Raw genomic sequence first — 17,514 nt, forward strand, 5'->3', positions numbered from 1 at the left:
AACTTTAGTGCTGCAATCCGTCCTTTATATTCGCATATTGGATCAATTGGAGATTATGATGAGAATTTTCACCTCTAGAAAACTGGCATATTTCGTTGCTTTAGCACTAACAGGTGCCCTTGTTGGATGTGGCGATGATGGCAAAGATGGTGTCGATGGCGCACCAGGAACGCCCGGCATTCCAGGTACTCCAGGCACCCCAGGAACACCTGGCGAACCCTGGACACCACCTGCTGTGGCAAGTTCGACGGCAACAAATGTCAAAGTGCTCAGCTACAACTTCGATGAAGGTAGTATCACTTATGAGTTCGAGATTACCGATGAAAATGGTAGCCCAATCAATGGACTGTTAAATGCTCAAGCTAAAGTAGCCGCCTTAACCGATAAGGGTTTTATCAACAACCGTACCGAAAGCGATATTAATGGGGTTGCAGATAATGTGCATATAGGTGGAGCCGCAACCGAAACGACTGAAGGTGCCACACTCACCGCCATAGACGATGGCAAATACCAATTTAAAGCCCCGATGAAAGGTGTTAATCCCAGCACTGAAGGGATTGTTTGGTTACGTGTCGGTGGTAACGATGGTATTGCGACCTCTAAACCTTTAGTCGTTAATAAACCTGAGGGCACCCATTCTACAACGACGGACAGTTGCTACTCTTGCCATATTGACTACTCTACCAGCCCACGTCGTCATGCGAGTTATGTTGCTAGCGGTATGGACAGCGAAGTCACCTTTGTTGAAGGTTGTTTAGCTTGTCACGGTTCTGTAAGCAAAGGTGTGAAAAATGCCGAAGGTTTCTCTATCGGTGGTTATGCTACCAACACACTATCAAAAATTGGCCATGTTAATCACCAGAAATTTACCAAAGATTTCAGCGTGATGAACTGTACTTCCTGCCACGTTGAAGCACCTAACAATATCAACGTAGCAGGACCTGGCTGTATTGACTGCCATAATAGCGGTGGTGTACCAGGCGCTATCATTCCAAGTGATGGTGCAGATTTACGCATTATGCACGAAAGCAAAACAGGCATCACAGAGCGTCAAGCACTACGAGCTAAATATAAATTGGAATTATCAACACCTGTTAAGGTGGATGATATTTCAACTAAAACTGACCACTATGCTCCAGATGGTTCAGCAACTAAAGTTGGGCCCGGTTGGTGTACCACACTGACAGTGAAAGATGCTGAAGGCACTATCTTCAGTATCAAAGATAACTTTAACTATTCAGATCCGTTAGTATTTGATGCCAATAAACCCATAGTCTATGCCGGTGCCTATTTACATGCCTATGAAAATGGCAGTTTAGTTGGCCGCCCAGGCAATCGTACTAACTACTACTATGGTTACAATGCGGATGGCACCAAGAATATCTGTCATTTACTAACAGATATTAGCGCTGTTAATGCTAACTATGCCTACTCTGCCCGTGTAACCTTCAGTACCCTAGGTTGGATGGAATACGATGGTAATAAACGTTACCAAAGCAATGGCAACCTAAGAGCCAATGGCTATGACGGCTCTATGGGCATATCCTTTACCGCTTATTCTGACGTTGTTGATCCTGTGACCACCGCCAAAGTATCTGCCTTTGAACGTCGTGTGGTTATCAGTGATAGCAGCTGTACAACCTGTCACAATGATGCAACAGCATTCCATAAAAATGGGGCCTTCGATGAAGGTGGTAGAGGGTGTGTGGCGTGCCATGATAACGGCATGGCTCGTACATCAGCCGCGATAGGCGCAGGTTTTGGCCCTATGGTTCACAGCTGGCACTGGGGTGAAGGTGCTAAAGTCGGTGAAGTGAAAGCCGATGGAACTCAAGCCAAAACAGCTAACGGCGCAGGTGCAATTGAAGCCTCTACTAGCTGTGTTGCCTGTCACGAAACTGCCATTGATTTAAGCAAAGTGCCAAATCAATACATCCTTGAACCTGGCAACAAAATGACCAGCCCAGTGACAGCTAACTGCTTCGCTTGTCATAACAGCGATTCTGCTAAGGCACATATGGCCAGCAATGGTGGCGAAATCAGCGTACCAAGTGTTGCTGACTGGTTTAAACAACCCACTTCAGAATCTTGCGCTGTATGTCACGACACAGGAAGAAGTACTGGTATTGATAAATATCACAAGTTTACTCGCTAATTAATCATTTAAGCATTGCATGATTAAACGGTAAGTAAAAAGCGGTACCTATTTTCCCTGCAAGGAAATAGCAAAGGAGCCTCGCCCATGCGAGGCTCTTTTTTAGTTCGAATCACAAACTGTTACAAACCACTTTCAGACCCATTTAAGTTCTTTCAGACCTATTTAAGTTATTAAGGTTAGAGTTCCAAAAAACAACAATTCTAAGGAAGTCACTTAATTATGCGTAAAAGTTTTATTGCTATCGCCATTGGCGCCACAATGATGACTGGCGCACTCGCAGGCTGTAGTTCCCAAGACACCAAAGCCGCGAATGTCAGTGCAGTTCAAACCCAAAATCCTCTGTTCCAAGCCAGCACGCTGCAATACCAAGCGCCTGATTTCAGTGTCATTAAAGATGAGCATTTTCAGCCCGCATTAGAGCAAGGCATTAAAGAGCATTACCAGGAGATTTTGACCATTGCTAACAATCCTGCCGCTCCGACCTTCGACAACACCATTGTCGCCATGGAAAAAAGCGGTGCCCTGCTGACCCGTGCATCGAGCGTGTTTTATAACTTAGCAGGCTCAAATAGCAACCCTGCTTTACGTAAAATCCAAGGTGAAATGGCTCCCCAAATGGCGGCCCACTCGGATAATATCAACTTAAATCCTGAACTATTTACTCGCATTGAAACCATTTATAACGATCGCAATAACTTAGGTTTGACGCCAGAAGCCGTGCGTTTAGTTGAGGTTTACCATCAACGCTTTATCATGGCGGGCGCTAAGCTTACCGATGAGCAAAAAGTGAAGATCCGCGCTCTTAACGAAGAGCAATCTACGCTTACCAATGAATTCTCCCAACGTTTACTGCGCTTAACCAAAGAAATCGCCATCGTTGTCGATAGCAAAGAGCAACTGGTAGGCCTGACAGACAGCGAAATCACCTCGGCCGCTAACGATGCCAAAGCCGCAGGCCACGATGGCAAGTATCTGATTAACATAACCAATACGACACGCCAACCGGTATTGGCCTCACTGGAAAACCGGGAACTGCGCCAACGCATTTGGGAAGCCTCTGCTAACCGTGGTTTGAGCGGTGAAAACGAAACCGCTTCACTGGTGTCTCGTTTAGCACAACTGCGTGCCGAGCGGGCAGCACTGCTAGGATATGAAAACTGGGCTAGCTACCGTCTGGCGCCGCAAATGGCTAAAACACCAGAAGCAGTGTACGGCATGTTTGGTTCAATGGTGCCCGCCGTGGTCGCCAATACAGAAAAAGAGGCGGCCGATATCCAGGCCATGATCACTAAAACCGGTGGTGATTTTGAACTGGCACCCTGGGACTGGGAATTTTACGCCGAAAAAGTTCGTCAAGAAAAATACGCCCTCGATGCGAGTAGCATTCGCCCTTACTTCGAATTCAACCGCGTATTGGCAGATGGCGTGTTCTACACCCTTAAAGAACTCTACGGCGTCACTTTAAAACCACGACCGGATTTACCGGTTTATCACCCCGATGTGAAAGCCTACGAAATGTTTGATGCCGATGGCTCTAGCATGGCCATTTTCTACGCTGACTATTTTGCCCGTGAAGGTAAACGCGGTGGGGCTTGGATGAGTTCATTCGTAGGTCAATCCTACCTTGAAGGCACAAAACCCGTTGTTGTTAACGTAATGAACATTAAGAAGGCGCCAGAGGGGGAGCCCACGTTCGTCAGCTATAACGAAGTCACCACTATGTTCCATGAAATGGGTCACGGCACCCATGGCATGTTCTCCAAAGTGACTTATCCAAGTCTGGCGGGCACATCCGTATCAAGGGATTTTGTCGAATTTCCATCCACCTTCGAAGAAGACTGGGCGGCCCATCCAAAAGTGTTAGCTAACTATGCTAAACACTATGAAACCGGCAAACCCATTCCCGACGAACTACTGCAAAAACTGCTGAAATCCGGCAGCTTTAACCAAGGCTTCGACACCTTAGAATATATGGCTGCCGCATTAGTGGATATGGAGTGGCATTCATTAAACCCAGATGCACCGCTGCAGGATGTAGCCACCTTTGAGGCCAATGCGTTGAAAAAACACGGCCTAAATATCACTGCGGTGCCACCACGTTATAAGTCAACTTACTTTGCCCACGCTTTCCCAGGTGGTTACTCGGCAAGCTACTACGCTTACATGTGGAGTGAGATTTTAGCGGCGGATGCTTTTGCCTATGTGCAAACCCAAGGCGGGCTCAATCGTGACATAGGCATGAAATACCGCAAAACCATACGAGAAGTAGGTAACAGCATAGCGCCAATGGAAGCCTACAAAAACTTCCGAGGGCAAGAGCCAACAACAGAAGGCCTATTAAACCGCCGCGGTTTAAATCAAACCCTTTAGTTGTTACAAAAAAATCAGCCAGCATATTGCTGGCTGATTTTTAGCTGAAATATCAAGCTAAACAGCTACTTAACCGCACGATTAGACTGTATTCGCAGCCCAATAATGCTGATCACAAACATTAGACCACAAGCGGCCAAACCCGCAGTAACGGATTCTGTAAATCCAAGCACAACATAACCCGCCAAGCTAATAAACGCCGCAATCAATGCATAGGGTAACTGGGTGACCACATGGTCGATATGATGACAACTCGCGCCCGTAGACGACAAAATAGTGGTATCAGAAATCGGCGAGCAATGATCACCAAATACCGCCCCCGCGAGCACAGAGGCAAGCATAGGTAACATCATGCTAGTATGGCTTCCCATCGCCATATCGGCGGCAATCGGTAACATGATACCGAAGGTGCCCCAACTCGTGCCGGTAGAAAATGCGGTAATGCCCGCTAACACAAACATTAAAGCAGGCAGAAATGCGAAAGGGATATTCCCCGTCGCCAGACTCGCCATAAACTTACCAGTTTCAAGTTGGCCAATAACCCCTGCGATTGTCCAGGCGAATAACAGGATATAAATTGCCGGCAACATAGAGCGGGCCCCCTGCACTACACCTTTAACCACCATAGATTTCTCAACCCCCTGCGCTAGGTTAACGATTAATGCAACCGCTAAACCTGCTAGGGAACCGAAGAATAATGATGAACTAACATCTGTCTTTTCAAAGGCTGAAATAATATTAAATTCAATACCTTCACTTACCAAAACCTGAGCACCACTGTCGATCATAAAATACAGGGTTGCAAATACCAGCACGGTTATTGGCAGGAATAATCCTAGGATTTTGCCGCTTTCCGCTTCGGGGAGATCGGCATTCGCACCAGGAGGTAACCCCCTTGGTTTCATCGTATAAGTTACCGCGAAGGGCATTAAGTTCATGCTCACGCATAGGGCCAATATCCAGCCCCATAAAAGCAACACAGAGTAATAACAACAGAGAGAAAATCGCATAGAAATTCATGGGGATCATTTGAATAAATACACTCAAATGCCCTGAATCGGCAAAGCCATGGGCGGTTAATATGCCCCCGATCAGCGCAATAATATAAGCGCCCCAACTCGATACTGGCGAAATAACACAAACGGGAGCCGCGGTAGAATCTAATAAATAAGCTAACTTAGCGCGGGAAATATAATAACGGTCGGTGACGGGTCTAGCGACGGAGCCAACGACTAAGCTATTGAAATAGTCGTCAATAAAGACAACACAGCCTAAGAACATGGTCAGTAGTTTTGCATCACGCTTATTGCGAATATGCAAACGCGCCCAGTCGGCGAAAGCTCGGGCGCTACCACTCACCGTAATAAGTGCGGTGATCATGCCCAGTACAATTAAAAAACCGAGAATATATAGGTTCCAAGAATTAACAGCACCATCGGCCCAAAAAAGTCCCTTGATGCTATTAAATAAAAACTCACCACTGGCAAGAGGCGAAAACTGATTGAGCAATAAAACCCCAATCACAATACCTAAACCCAAGGAGAGGAGTACGCGGCGAGTTAAAATCGCCAATACAATCGCTACCACTGGCGGCAGCAAAGAAAGTGCCGAATCGGCATAACTCATAACAGTCATTGATTATTTCTTCGTCAAAATACGAATGGAGGGCGACTGAACTGGTGGGAAAAGGCAATAGATACCCAAGGTCACCTGTCCTATCAGTAGCGCTCCATAGTAACTATTTCTAATATCCATATCAGAAAATACTATGGCAGTGTTGCACTTATTAAGTACAACCCCAGCAGTTGATCGTGATAAATCAAACCACTTCGGCACCAAACCCTTTCACGATCGGTCAACGGAATCACCCTACCGATCATTACTGATATTTGGCGCGCCTCTACTTCTAAGAACGCCCATGTGTGGGCGTGAGGCACATAAAAACATAAGCGGCTAAGCAGATGCTACCGCAAAGCGGCTTACTGTGACCTAGATCGCGAATAAAATCAACCGAGACTCGCAATCAACTCAGGGACTGCATCAAACAGATCGGCTTCGAGACCATAATCGGCGACTTGGAAAATTGGCGCTTCAGGATCTTTATTGATGGCAACAATAACTTTAGCGTCCTTCATCCCCGCTAAATGCTGAATCGCACCGGAAATACCGACGGCAATATACAGGTTTGGCGCTACGATCTTACCAGTTTGACCCACTTGCAGATCGTTGGGTACAAAGCCAGCGTCGACTGCGGCGCGCGAAGCCCCTACTGCGGCACCGAGTTTGTCGGCCAGTTGCTCTAACATGCCGAAGTTTTCACCGCTGCCCATGCCGCGGCCGCCTGAAACGATAATGCCTGCATTGCCTAACTCTGGACGTGCTGAAACAGTCAGAGATTGAGACACGAACTGAGTTTTCGCCTCAAAGACTTTGTCGAGTGTCGTCAGTGCAGCATTGTTACCCACGGCCGTGGCATCAAAGGCACTGGCACGCACTGTCATCACTTTTATCGCGTCATGGCTTTGCACTGTCGCTAAGGCATTGCCCGCATAAATAGGACGTACAAAAGTGTCAGCATTGACAATAGCAATCACCTCAGAGAGTTGTGCCACGTCTAATAATGCCGCCACCCGTGGCATAGCATCTTTACCAAAGCTCGATGCGGCTGCAAGTATATGGCTGTAATTGGGTGCTAAATCCACCAACAATGTTGAAATATTTTCCGCAAGATGCGCTTCATAGACACTGTTATCGGCCACTAAAACTTGGCTAACACCTTGTAATGTTTGCGCAGATTGTGCAACGGCACTGCATTGATGACCAACAACTAATACATGCACATCCCCGCCAATGGCGCACGCCGCGCTGACAACCTTGGCGGTATCGAGTTTCAGAGTCGCATTATCATGTTCAGCTAATACTAAAATGGTCATTTAGATCACCTTCGCTTCATTTTTTAACTTTTCGACTAGCTCAGCTACCGACGCTACCATAATGCCTGCTTTACGCTCCGCAGGCGGTGTCACTTTCACTAGGGTTTGGTGGTTTTTCAAGCTCACACCTAAATCCGCAATCGTCATGACATCCAAAGGCTTACGTTTCGCTTTCATAATATTTGGCAATGAAGCGTAACGAGGTTCATTCAAGCGTAAATCGGCTGTCACTACCGCAGGAAGGGGCAAATTCAGGGTCTGCATGCCACCATCTATTTCACGGGCGACTTGCACTGACTGACCTTCGACTTTAATTTCAGAGGCAAACGTCGCTTGTGGCATATCCGTTAATGCAGCAAACATTTGCCCTGTTTGATTATTGTCACCATCAATAGATTGCTTACCAAAAATCACCAATTCGGCCTGTTCTTTTTCCTGTACAGCCTTAAGGAGTTTTGCGATAGATAAAGGCACTAGCTCCTCTTCAGTATCGATGTGGATTGCACGGTCTGCACCGAGTGCCAGCGCAGTACGTAATTGTTCTTGAACGGCTTTATTGCCGATACTGACGACCACCACTTCAGTAGCACTGCCCGCTTCTTTCAAACGAACCGCTTCTTCTACTGCGATTTCACAAAAAGGGTTCAACGCCATTTTGAGGTTTGCGGTATCAACGCTTGTGTTGTCAGCTTTGACCCTGACCTTCACATTGGCATCAACAACACGCTTAACAGGCACCAATACTTTCATAGGGTTTCCTTCCTACACTTTCATGTACATGGACAAAACATTGGTCGTTACCAATGCAGGATAGAGCAACTTTACGTCCTGTTAACGTTAACGTCAACTAAAGTCAAACGCCTGTTTGCATTTTTTAATACTGGGTTGTTGGCCACATTTTTGAACACTTATTTGCCATATATAAAAAAGTTCAAAATTTAAATAATATTTAATTTATCAATTTTGTGTAATTTTATTTGATTCGAGCTATATTAGTTTCTATCATTTAGGGGTGTTCACCATTATCCTGTATTAAAAATAGAGTGGGACGAAAATAGATATGAGCGAATTTTTAGAAATATTAACTCACGGTCGTCGTTTTAAAGCCGCAGTAAAAGATCTCAGCGTAGAAGAACTGCGTGATTTAGCTGCTAAACTAGATAAAATTCTAGTAGAACGTGAATCAATGGAAGAAGAAGAACAGCAAGCCATCGCGGCTCGTAACGCTAAGATTGAAGAAATACGTCAACAAATGGAAGCTGTTGGTTTATCCATCGATGACTTAGGTGGCGTAGCGGTTAAAGCGGCCAGCAAAAAGCGTGCTCCTCGTCCAGCGAAATATCAAATTGAAGTTGACGGTGAAATGGTTCAGTGGACAGGCCAAGGCCGTATGCCAACTGTATTTAAGAACGAGATCAACAAAGGTCGTTCTATGGATGATTTCTTAATCTAATCCATCCTAAAAGTGAGTAACATAAAAAAGCTCGCCATCTGGCGAGTTTTTTTATGCCTCAATAATCCAAAACAGGTCGACGTTCCCAATTACAGTCAATGCTAAAATTGCGTTACAATTCCGCCTTAGTATTTCCCTCCACTTTCAGTTACTCTTTATCCACCTTCCCCTATTCGAATAAAAACATGCAGATAAACAATAAGATAATAATAAGCTGCGGCATAATAAGTAGCTTTGTTCCCTTCAGTATTTTTGCCCTAGGGAATCCAGTACAGCCTGTTAATAAGTTAACCGCCTTTACCCATGCCGAATTAATTGTTGCACCGGGGAAACGACTAACTGATGCCACTCTATTGGTTGAAAATAATAGAATTAAGGCCATTATTGAACACGGAGATATACCCGCATCAGCATTACAAATTGACCTTACTGGCTACACTATCTACCCAGGTTTTATCGATCCTTTCACTGACTATGGAATTGAGTTTGAATATCCCAAACTCGGCTTAACCCGTCCTGTATATGATATTAAGCGTATAGGTGGAAATGCCGAAAACGGGGCAATTCATGCAGAAAAAGAATGGTTTAATTACATTTATCCCAATAAAGAACGCGCAAAAGATTGGATCAATAACGGTTTTACTAGCGTACAAAGTAGCAAGCTCGATGGCATTTTTCGCGGTACAGGTGTTAGTTTGTCCTTAGCCGACAAAACCGCTAATGAAGTGATTTATCAAGCACGCACCCACCCCTTTATGGCATTTGATAAAGGCACATCTGAGCAGGATTACCCCAATTCATTAATGGGAAGTATTGCGCTGATCAGACAGACCTTTGCCGATGCTAACTGGTATAACCAAAATAAGCACAAATCCGTCAATAGTACAATAAACACCCCGTTTGAGTTTAATATCGCCTTTGAAAAATTAGATCACTTAGTCGAGAAGCCAATTGTCTTTGAAACTAAAAATCTCAATGATTTATTACGTGCGGCTCACCTACTCAAAGAACATCAACAACCAGCCAATCTTTTGGGAAGTGGTCAGGAGTACGCTCGCATTAACGAGCTAAAATCCTTGAACTATTCCTTGATTTTACCGCTCAACTACCCACAAGCTCCAGACGTCGGAACCGATGGTGCAGACCGGGAGGTATCGCTCGCAGACTTAAGACAATGGGAGCGTGCACCAACAAATCCTGCTGCAGTCGCCAATGCCGATATTCCCTTCGCCCTGACTCAATACGGCATTAAGACCGATGCTTTTTGGCCTCGCTTGCGCCAAGCCGTGGCCCAAGGGTTAAACGAAGAAAAGGCCTTGGCCGCACTCACCACTCAAGCCGCCGACATGGCGGGAACCGCGGATTTTACGGGCAAACTGGCCCCAGGATATATGGCCGACTTCGTGGTCACTAAGGGCAATATCTTTAAAGATGGCCAGATCTATAGCGTTTGGTTACAGGGCCAAGAGCAGAGTATTCGCTCACTTTCACAGGCTAAATTACTGGGTGATTACCAATTAAGTCTCAATAACCTCACGCTGGATTTATCGCTACAAGATATCAGCAAAGACGATAAACCTAAGTTTCAGGGTAGCTTGAGTAGCGGTGAACAAACCATCTCGCTCACTAACCTCACATTAGAGGATGACGGTAGAATCAGCTTTAATGCCGATCTTGCAGCCGCTGGGATCCAGGGTATCAGCCGTTTTACCCTATGGCTGGCTAAGGATGGTATTCAGGGACGCATGGTCGATGCCCAAAGCCGCAGCACAAATGTTGCCGGCATGGCAATCGCATCGAACGATGGGCAAATGAAACAGCAAGACCCCAAAATAGCTGCAAACACAAATCTAGTGAGTCAACTCACCTACCCCAATGTTGCCTATGGTCTGCATGAAGCACCCAAGGTTGAAAAACTGCATATCAAGAATGCCACTCTGTGGACTTCGGATAAGCAAGGCATTCTCGAACATGCGGATCTTTTGATGGCCAATGGCCGTATCGAAAAAATTGGCCAACAGCTGAGTACACCTTCCGGTTATCAAGTGCTCGATGCCACGGGCAAACACCTTACTGCGGGCATTATCGATGAACATTCCCATATCGCCATCAATGGAGGTACAAATGAAGGGACGGATGCCGTCACCTCTGAGGTGCGTATTGGCGATGTGGTTAATCCCGAAGATATTTCAATCTACCGCGCCCTCGCGGGAGGTGTAACCAGTGCGCAATTACTCCACGGTAGCGCGAATCCGATCGGTGGCCAATCGCAATTGATCAAGATGAAATGGGGAGAAAGCGCCGAACAACTTAAATTTGCCAATGCGCCAACGAGTATCAAGTTTGCCCTAGGCGAAAACGTAAAACAGAGTAACTGGGGCGAAAAGTTTGTGCAACGCTACCCGCAGACTCGCATGGGGGTTAAAGCCTTATTTGCAGAAACCTTTGATGCTGCCATCGCCTATGAAAATGCCCTTAAGGCCTATGATGAGCTACGCAGCAGTGAGAAAAAGAAAACCGTCGCACCGCGCCCAAGCTATCGCCTACAAGCCGTCGCCGAGGTATTAAATCAACAACGCGATGTGCATATCCACTCCTATGTGCAGTCAGAAATCTTAATGTTCCTACGATTAGCCGAAGCTTACCGCTTTAAAGTGCAAACCTTTACCCATGTGCTCGAAGGTTACAAAGTCGCCAGTGAACTCGCCGCCCATGGTGCTGGCGCATCCACCTTTGCCGATTGGTGGGCCTATAAGTTTGAGGTGTATGATGCTATCCCGCAAAATGCTTGCTTGATGCAAAACAAAGGCGTGACCACCAGCATTAACTCAGACGACTACGAAATGCAGCGCAGACTCAACCAAGAAGCGGCTAAGTCGATGATGTATTGCAATATGTCAAAAGAAGATGCTTGGAATATGGTCACCATCAATCCCGCCAAGCAGTTAAGAGTCGATGAATATGTGGGCTCACTAACACCAGGGAAAATGGCCGATATCGTGCTGTGGAACGCAGAGCCGCTGTCGATTTACGCTAAGGTGAGCCAGGCATGGGTTGAAGGAAAACGCTATTTTGACCGTGACCAAGACCAAATCGCCCAGCAGGCCATCGTCAGTGAGCGTGCCAAACTTATCCAAAAAATTCTCAGCAGTGATGATAAAGCCAAAGCGGGTGAAAAAGTCACGCCACTCAACGAACCCCAGTGGCACTGCGACACCCACTATCTGGCATGGGGCCACACTCATCAGGGAGCCAAATAATGCAACTTTTACCGACAACACTCTTGTTTGCAGCATTACTGGGGATAATCCCCGCGGCTAGCGCCAATGATATAGTACCGACACCAAAGCAGAGCCACACAGTGCTTATTAAGAACGCCACTGTCCACACTGTCAGCCAAGGCGTGCTCAGTAATACCGATGTCTTAATTGAGAACGGCAAAATTACCGCGGTGGGGAGTCCATTAAATACTTCCACAGAAGGGGAAACTGACACTCAAATCGTCGATGCTAACGGTAAACACTTGTATCCTGGGCTGATTGCCCTCGATACCAGCTTAGGTTTAGTCGAAATTGAGATGAGCCGTCCCACCGTCGATAACGCCGAGGTCGGCGACTTCAATCCACAGATTAGCACAGCAAGCGCCTATAATCCGGATTCAGAACTTATCCCCACCATACGCTATAACGGGATCACCCACGCCCAAATCGTCCCCAGCGGCGATGGGCTAGCGGGACAATCGGTGCTGGTGAATCTCGATGCGTGGACGATTGAAGATGCGCTCAAGCCAAGTGCTGGACAATTTCACGTCTACTGGCCGCAAATCAAGCACATGCCCGAAGATGAAAAAGAGAAAGCCAAGGCAATCGAGAAAAATCAACAGGCTATCGATAAACTTAACGTCGCCTTTGAAGATGGCTATCGTTATTTTTTAAGTGATCAACATAAAAGCGAGGATGAAGGCAATCAGTCCAACACTAAAAATCTGCGTTGGCAGGCCATGTTGCCACTGTACCAAGGTAAAGCGACACTATTTGCCCATGCCGATACGGTTGGGCAAATTGAGCAAGTTATTGCATTGACGAAAAAATACCAATTCAAACTGGTGATTGTCGGCGGCTATGACGCATGGCGCCTAGCCTCAAGCCTAAGGGAAGTGAGTGCCAGCGTTATTTATCCCCATACCTTGAGCCTGCCTAAGCGTAAAGATGAACCCGTGGATTTGCCCTTTAAGATCCCCTCATTACTCGCCAATGCGGGGATCCCCTTCGCCCTTGGTTTTTCATCGGATTGGAATAGTCGTAACCTACCCTATGCAGCGGGTTACAGCGCCGCCTATGGTTTAACGCCTGAGCAAGCACTCAAATCAATCACTCTGGATGCTGCAACCCTGTTAGGTGTCGAGGATTTAGGGGCTATCGCAGTGGGATATCAGGGCAGTGTCGTGCTATCCGAGGGAGACATTCTCGACCCTATGACCAATAAGATCCTGGCTATCTGGATTGAGGGACGGCAGATAGATCTGAATAATCGCCATCAGCAGCTTTATCAAAAGTACCTTAAGCGGTAGAATTTACTCAGATAATAATATCGCATCGGCGCAGCCTACCAAGGCTGCGCAGTTTTCCCCTCAAACTAGGTCAAACCATGAAGACGATCCTCTCAAGTGCATTAATGCTGCTACTCAGTGCCTGTGCAAGCGACTACAGTTTTAACAGTAATTTGAACGGTGAGGCAATCGATGACTATTTCAAGGCCTCCGATGTAACCCTTTACGAAGGGGATACCTTGCCCAAAGGTCACTATGAATTAAAGGGGTTAGTACAAGGTGAATCTTGCCAGGCCGATAGCAATGCCGTACCCGCGTCACTTGCGGATGCCAGAACCGAAGCTCGCCGCGCCGCCGCGGATAAAGGCGCAAACGGCATCATCATTAAACAATGTGTGATCTTTGAAGAAGCGGCCCAAGGTTGTATCAGTCGCTCCCTATGCGTCGGCCAAGCCATCAAAACGGCTACCCCAGAGTAAGCTTCACGTATAACAAGCGTACAGCTGGCGATTCAATGATCTGAGATTGTCCATAGCAACCGCTTAATAATGAGTTTAGGCGGTTGTTATACTTACCCTTTTAGGTAATTTTTTGCATGACATTTACCAATCACATTGTCGCCGTCGCGACATGCCGTACCCCCTATAAACAAAAGTTTGGCATCCCAAGGCAACCCGGACTGGTTGAAGCCCGCGGCTATGTCGAACTCGAACCCCATGTGAACCATATCGACGCTGTGCGTGGTATTGAGCAATATTCCCATCTGTGGTTACTCTTTTGCTTCCATGAGAATCTTGCCCAAGGTTGGAAAACTACAGTGCGGCCACCCCGTTTAGGTGGCAATGAAAAACTCGGTGTTTTCGCGACTCGCTCTACTTTTAGGCCCAATGGCATTGGTCAGTCGGTCGTTAAACTCCACGGCGTAGTGCAGCGTAAAGGTAAAGTATGCCTCGAAATTTCCGGTATGGATCTCCTCGATGGCACGCCGATTATTGATATCAAGCCCTATATTCCCTTCTCGGATTCCATCACCGATGCGATAGGAGGGATCGCCCAGGAAGCACCCCATTTAATTTCGGTGGTGTTTTCTGCCCATGCCAGCACCCAAATTGAACGCTATGCCGAGCAGGAAAGCTACACAGATTTAGCCCTGCTGATCCGCGGCGTACTCGGTCAAGATCCGCGGCCAGCCTATAAAAAAGCGAAAGATGATCCTAAGTTATATCAAGTCGCCCTCTATGATTTAGATGTATTTTGGCAAATGGCGGTCGATGATAATGGTCAAGAATACATCTTGGTATTAGCTCTCGAACCGGGAAAATGTAGCTAAATGTCTGCGTCTTTGCCTGATTATCAAAGCCAACATAAAAAGCGTCTATCTTGGATGCCATGGCTATATTTTTCTTTAAAAGAGAAACATTTAGCCTGGGCCAAACCCTGGCAGGATGAAATCCAAGCCACACTTTGCGCCCTCGAAACAGTGCAAATAGGCGAGCAATGTTTTATCGCACCCGAAGCCCAGTTATTTGCCGAGCCGAATCGCGATATCAAGATCGGTAATCGCTGCATGATCGCCGCCGACTGTTTTTTGCATGGCCCAATCACCCTCGGTAACGAAGTTGCCATTAATCACGGCTGTTCCCTCGATGGCGGCCGAGTGGGCATTCAGATTGGCGATCAAACCCGCATTGCCAACCATGTCACTATCTATGCTTTTAATCATGGCATGGTGCCGGACACACCAATTTACCAACAATCCTCCTATTCTAAAGGAATCGTGATTGGTAAAGATGTGTGGATTGGTGCCCAAGCAGGTATAGTCGATGGCGTCACCATTGGCGATCACGCCGTGGTCGGCATGGGCTGTATAGTGACAAAAGATATCCCAGACTGGGCGATAGTCGCCGGCAACCCCGCCAAAGTGATCGGCGATAGACGGGATAAGTAAGCATCATCAGAATCGAGAAACAAAAGCGCTACCCGGCTGTAGAGCCAATGCCTGATATCTGTCACCCGCGCATTAAAACCCATCAGAAAATCAAATTATTTTTTATAGATACTCGCAGTGACGAAGTCACGCTCTAGCAGAGTAGCGCTTTCCCTTACGCTCTCCGTTATCCGTTATCCGTTATCCGTTATCCGTTATCCGTTATCCGTTATCCGTTATCCGTTATCCGTTATCCGTTATCCGTTATCCGTTATCCGTTATCCAGCATTAAAAATGCTATTTGTATCCCAGCTAACTGAATTTAACCTAAATCCATAGGTGACATCATCGAAGCAGGTGATAAAATGGCGCCCATTCAACTCAAATTTGGACATCGGTAATGCGCGTCAGCAAGTACCTGCTATCAACACAAAAAGAAACTCCTGCCAATGCAGAGGTCATTAGTCATCAATTAATGTTACGTGCCGGTATGATCCGCCGTAACGCCTCAGGCTTATACAGTTACCTGCCCACAGGTCTGCGCGTATTGCGTAAAGTCGAAGCCATTGTTCGTGAAGAAATGAACAAAGCGGGCGCGATAGAAATACTAATGCCTATGGTACAACCGGCTGATTTGTGGGTAGAAACGGGTCGTTGGGATAAATTTGGTCCAGAATTGCTGCGCTTCAAGGATCGCCACAACCGTGACTTCGTTCTGGGGCCAACCCACGAAGAAGTGATCACCGACTTAATCCGTAAAGAAGTCAGCTCATATAAACAATTACCGCTGAACCTTTACCAAATTCAAACGAAATTCCGTGACGAAGTGCGCCCGCGCTTTGGGGTTATGCGTTCACGCGAGTTCCTGATGAAAGATGCTTATTCTTTCCATCTGGACGTGGATACCATGAATGAAACCTATGAGGCCATGTACCAAGCCTATAGCAACATTCTGTCGCGTATGGGTTTAGCCTTCCGCCCCGTATTAGCCGATACAGGTTCTATCGGTGGCAGCATGTCACACGAGTTCCATGTGCTGGCGCAAAGCGGTGAAGACTTAATTGCCTACTCTACTGGCAGCGATTATGCCGCTAACATCGAGAAAGCCGAATCGCCAATGCCGACCGAAACACGCGGCGCAGCGACTGAAGAATTACGTTTAGTCGATACTCCTAATGCCAAAACCATTGCCGAGTTAGTTGAGCAATTTGGTTTAGATATCACTAAAACAGTAAAAACCTTGATTGTTAAAGGTGCAACCGAAGCCGCTCCGCTAGTGGCATTAATTGTACGTGGCGACCATGAGCTGAACGAAATCAAGGCAGACAAGTTAGATTTAGTGGCATCACCATTAGAATTCGCCCCAGAGGCGCTGATCCGTGACGCCATTGGCGCAGGTCCTGGCTCATTAGGCCCAGTTGGCCTGAATATGCCAATCATCATCGACCATAGCGTCAGCGTAATGAGCGACTTCGCCGCAGGTGCTAACGTCGATGATAAACACTACTTTGGCATCAACTGGGAGCGCGATCTGCCGCTCGTACAAGTTGCCGATATTCGTAACGTGGTTGAAGGCGAGCCAACACCTGATGGTTTAGGTACTTACGCCATGGCACGCGGGTATCGAAGTGGGTCATATCTTCCAACTCGGCACTAACTACTCTAAATCGATGAACGCAACTGTGCTCGATGAGAACGGTAAATCACAGGTGCTGCTGATGGGTTGTTACGGTGTGGGCGTGAGCCGTATCGTGGCAGCAGCAATTGAGCAAAACTTCGATGACCGTGGCATCGTATGGCCAGAAGCCATTGCGCCTTTCAGTGTGGGCATTCTGCCAATGAATATGCACAAGTCACACCGAGTAACCGATATCGCCGAGCAGTTATACAAAGACTTAAGCGAAGCGGGTATCGATGTGCTGCTGGATGACCGTAAAGAACGTCCAGGCGTGATGTTCGCCGATATGGAACTCATTGGTATTCCACATACTGTGGTAATTGGTGATCGCAATATCGACGCCGGCGTATTTGAATACAAAAACCGCCGCACCGGTGAGAAGCAAGATATTCCATTTGATCAATTGCTCGACTTCCTGAAAAACGCAGTTAAAGGCTAAGCCTCAA

The 17,514-nt window shown here is 46.9% G+C and carries 11 protein-coding genes, 2 pseudogenes and 1 riboswitch; of the genes and pseudogenes, 10 read left to right on the plus strand and 3 right to left on the minus strand.

Annotation, left to right across the window (positions count from 1 at the left end):
* The first annotated feature begins 58 nt into the window (after nt 1–58).
* Both SOHN41_RS12545 and SOHN41_RS12550 read left to right on the plus strand, forming a co-directional pair.
* Nucleotides 59–2,155, plus strand: a complete 2,097-nt coding sequence (locus tag SOHN41_RS12545) for a multiheme c-type cytochrome (protein ID WP_007649494.1) — start codon at nt 59–61, stop codon at nt 2,153–2,155.
* Nucleotides 2,156–2,377: 222 nt separating this feature from the next.
* Entirely contained in the window at nt 2,378–4,528 is a 2,151-nt protein-coding gene (locus tag SOHN41_RS12550; RefSeq protein ID WP_007649496.1) for a M3 family metallopeptidase, read from the plus strand.
* Nucleotides 4,529–4,593: 65 nt separating this feature from the next.
* Here SOHN41_RS12550 and SOHN41_RS12555 read toward each other — a convergent pair.
* The 3 genes and pseudogenes from SOHN41_RS12555 to SOHN41_RS12565 form a co-directional block, all read right to left on the minus strand.
* Nucleotides 4,594–6,163: pseudogene (locus SOHN41_RS12555) on the minus strand (Na+/H+ antiporter NhaC family protein).
* A gap of 79 nt (nt 6,164–6,242) precedes the next feature.
* Nucleotides 6,243–6,439, minus strand: a riboswitch (Lysine riboswitch).
* Between the two features lie 95 nt (nt 6,440–6,534).
* Complete coding sequence (locus SOHN41_RS12560) at nt 6,535–7,461, minus strand: electron transfer flavoprotein subunit alpha/FixB family protein (RefSeq protein WP_007649499.1); 927 nt, start codon at nt 7,459–7,461, stop codon at nt 6,535–6,537.
* Entirely contained in the window at nt 7,462–8,211 is a 750-nt protein-coding gene (locus tag SOHN41_RS12565) for an electron transfer flavoprotein subunit beta/FixA family protein (RefSeq protein WP_007649500.1), read from the minus strand.
* Nucleotides 8,212–8,521: 310 nt separating this feature from the next.
* On the opposite strand from SOHN41_RS12565, the gene SOHN41_RS12570 reads away from it, so the two are divergent.
* From SOHN41_RS12570 to SOHN41_RS12600, 8 genes and pseudogenes are all read left to right on the plus strand, one after another.
* Nucleotides 8,522–8,914 (plus strand): H-NS family nucleoid-associated regulatory protein, encoded by a 393-nt coding sequence (locus SOHN41_RS12570; RefSeq protein ID WP_007649501.1) that lies wholly within the window; start codon nt 8,522–8,524, stop codon nt 8,912–8,914.
* A gap of 185 nt (nt 8,915–9,099) precedes the next feature.
* A complete protein-coding gene (locus SOHN41_RS12575) occupies nt 9,100–12,174 on the plus strand; it encodes an amidohydrolase family protein (protein ID WP_007649502.1) in 3,075 nt (1,024 codons plus the stop codon).
* Nucleotides 12,174–13,484 (plus strand): amidohydrolase family protein, encoded by a 1,311-nt coding sequence (locus SOHN41_RS12580; RefSeq protein ID WP_007649506.1) that lies wholly within the window; start codon nt 12,174–12,176, stop codon nt 13,482–13,484. The genes SOHN41_RS12575 and SOHN41_RS12580 overlap by 1 nt, the downstream gene beginning before the upstream one ends.
* Nucleotides 13,485–13,561: 77 nt before the next feature.
* Nucleotides 13,562–13,942 carry an Rcs stress response system protein RcsF gene (gene rcsF / locus SOHN41_RS12585; RefSeq protein ID WP_007649513.1) on the plus strand — a complete coding sequence of 127 codons (381 nt, stop codon included), beginning with the start codon at nt 13,562–13,564 and terminating at the stop codon, nt 13,940–13,942.
* A 116-nt stretch (nt 13,943–14,058) separates the two neighbouring features.
* A complete protein-coding gene (gene tsaA, locus SOHN41_RS12590) occupies nt 14,059–14,793 on the plus strand; it encodes a tRNA (N6-threonylcarbamoyladenosine(37)-N6)-methyltransferase TrmO (protein ID WP_007649517.1) in 735 nt (244 codons plus the stop codon).
* Nucleotides 14,794–15,411, plus strand: a complete 618-nt coding sequence (locus tag SOHN41_RS12595; RefSeq protein ID WP_007649518.1) for an acyltransferase — start codon at nt 14,794–14,796, stop codon at nt 15,409–15,411.
* Between the two features lie 117 nt (nt 15,412–15,528).
* The gene (locus SOHN41_RS20110; protein WP_139058378.1) at nt 15,529–15,729 is read left to right on the plus strand and encodes a hypothetical protein; all 201 of its coding nucleotides are present in this window, start codon (nt 15,529–15,531) and stop codon (nt 15,727–15,729) included.
* A gap of 61 nt (nt 15,730–15,790) precedes the next feature.
* A pseudogene (locus SOHN41_RS12600) lies at nt 15,791–17,507 on the plus strand (proline--tRNA ligase).
* The last annotated feature ends 7 nt before the right edge of the window (nt 17,508–17,514 follow it).

This window comes from Shewanella sp. HN-41 (assembly GCF_000217915.1).
In the GTDB taxonomy this organism is placed as follows: domain Bacteria; phylum Pseudomonadota; class Gammaproteobacteria; order Enterobacterales; family Shewanellaceae; genus Shewanella.

Coding starts and splice junctions, on each gene's coding strand:
- SOHN41_RS12560 (WP_007649499.1), bottom strand. CDS start 7,461: ATGACCATTTTAGTATTAGCTGAACATGATAATGCGACTCTGAAACTC.
- SOHN41_RS12580 (WP_007649506.1), top strand. CDS start 12,174: ATGCAACTTTTACCGACAACACTCTTGTTTGCAGCATTACTGGGGATA.
- SOHN41_RS12575 (WP_007649502.1), top strand. CDS start 9,100: ATGCAGATAAACAATAAGATAATAATAAGCTGCGGCATAATAAGTAGC.
- SOHN41_RS12570 (WP_007649501.1), top strand. CDS start 8,522: ATGAGCGAATTTTTAGAAATATTAACTCACGGTCGTCGTTTTAAAGCC.
- SOHN41_RS12545 (WP_007649494.1), top strand. CDS start 59: ATGAGAATTTTCACCTCTAGAAAACTGGCATATTTCGTTGCTTTAGCA.
- SOHN41_RS12550 (WP_007649496.1), top strand. CDS start 2,378: ATGCGTAAAAGTTTTATTGCTATCGCCATTGGCGCCACAATGATGACT.
- SOHN41_RS12565 (WP_007649500.1), bottom strand. CDS start 8,211: ATGAAAGTATTGGTGCCTGTTAAGCGTGTTGTTGATGCCAATGTGAAG.
- rcsF (WP_007649513.1), top strand. CDS start 13,562: ATGAAGACGATCCTCTCAAGTGCATTAATGCTGCTACTCAGTGCCTGT.
- SOHN41_RS12595 (WP_007649518.1), top strand. CDS start 14,794: ATGTCTGCGTCTTTGCCTGATTATCAAAGCCAACATAAAAAGCGTCTA.
- tsaA (WP_007649517.1), top strand. CDS start 14,059: ATGACATTTACCAATCACATTGTCGCCGTCGCGACATGCCGTACCCCC.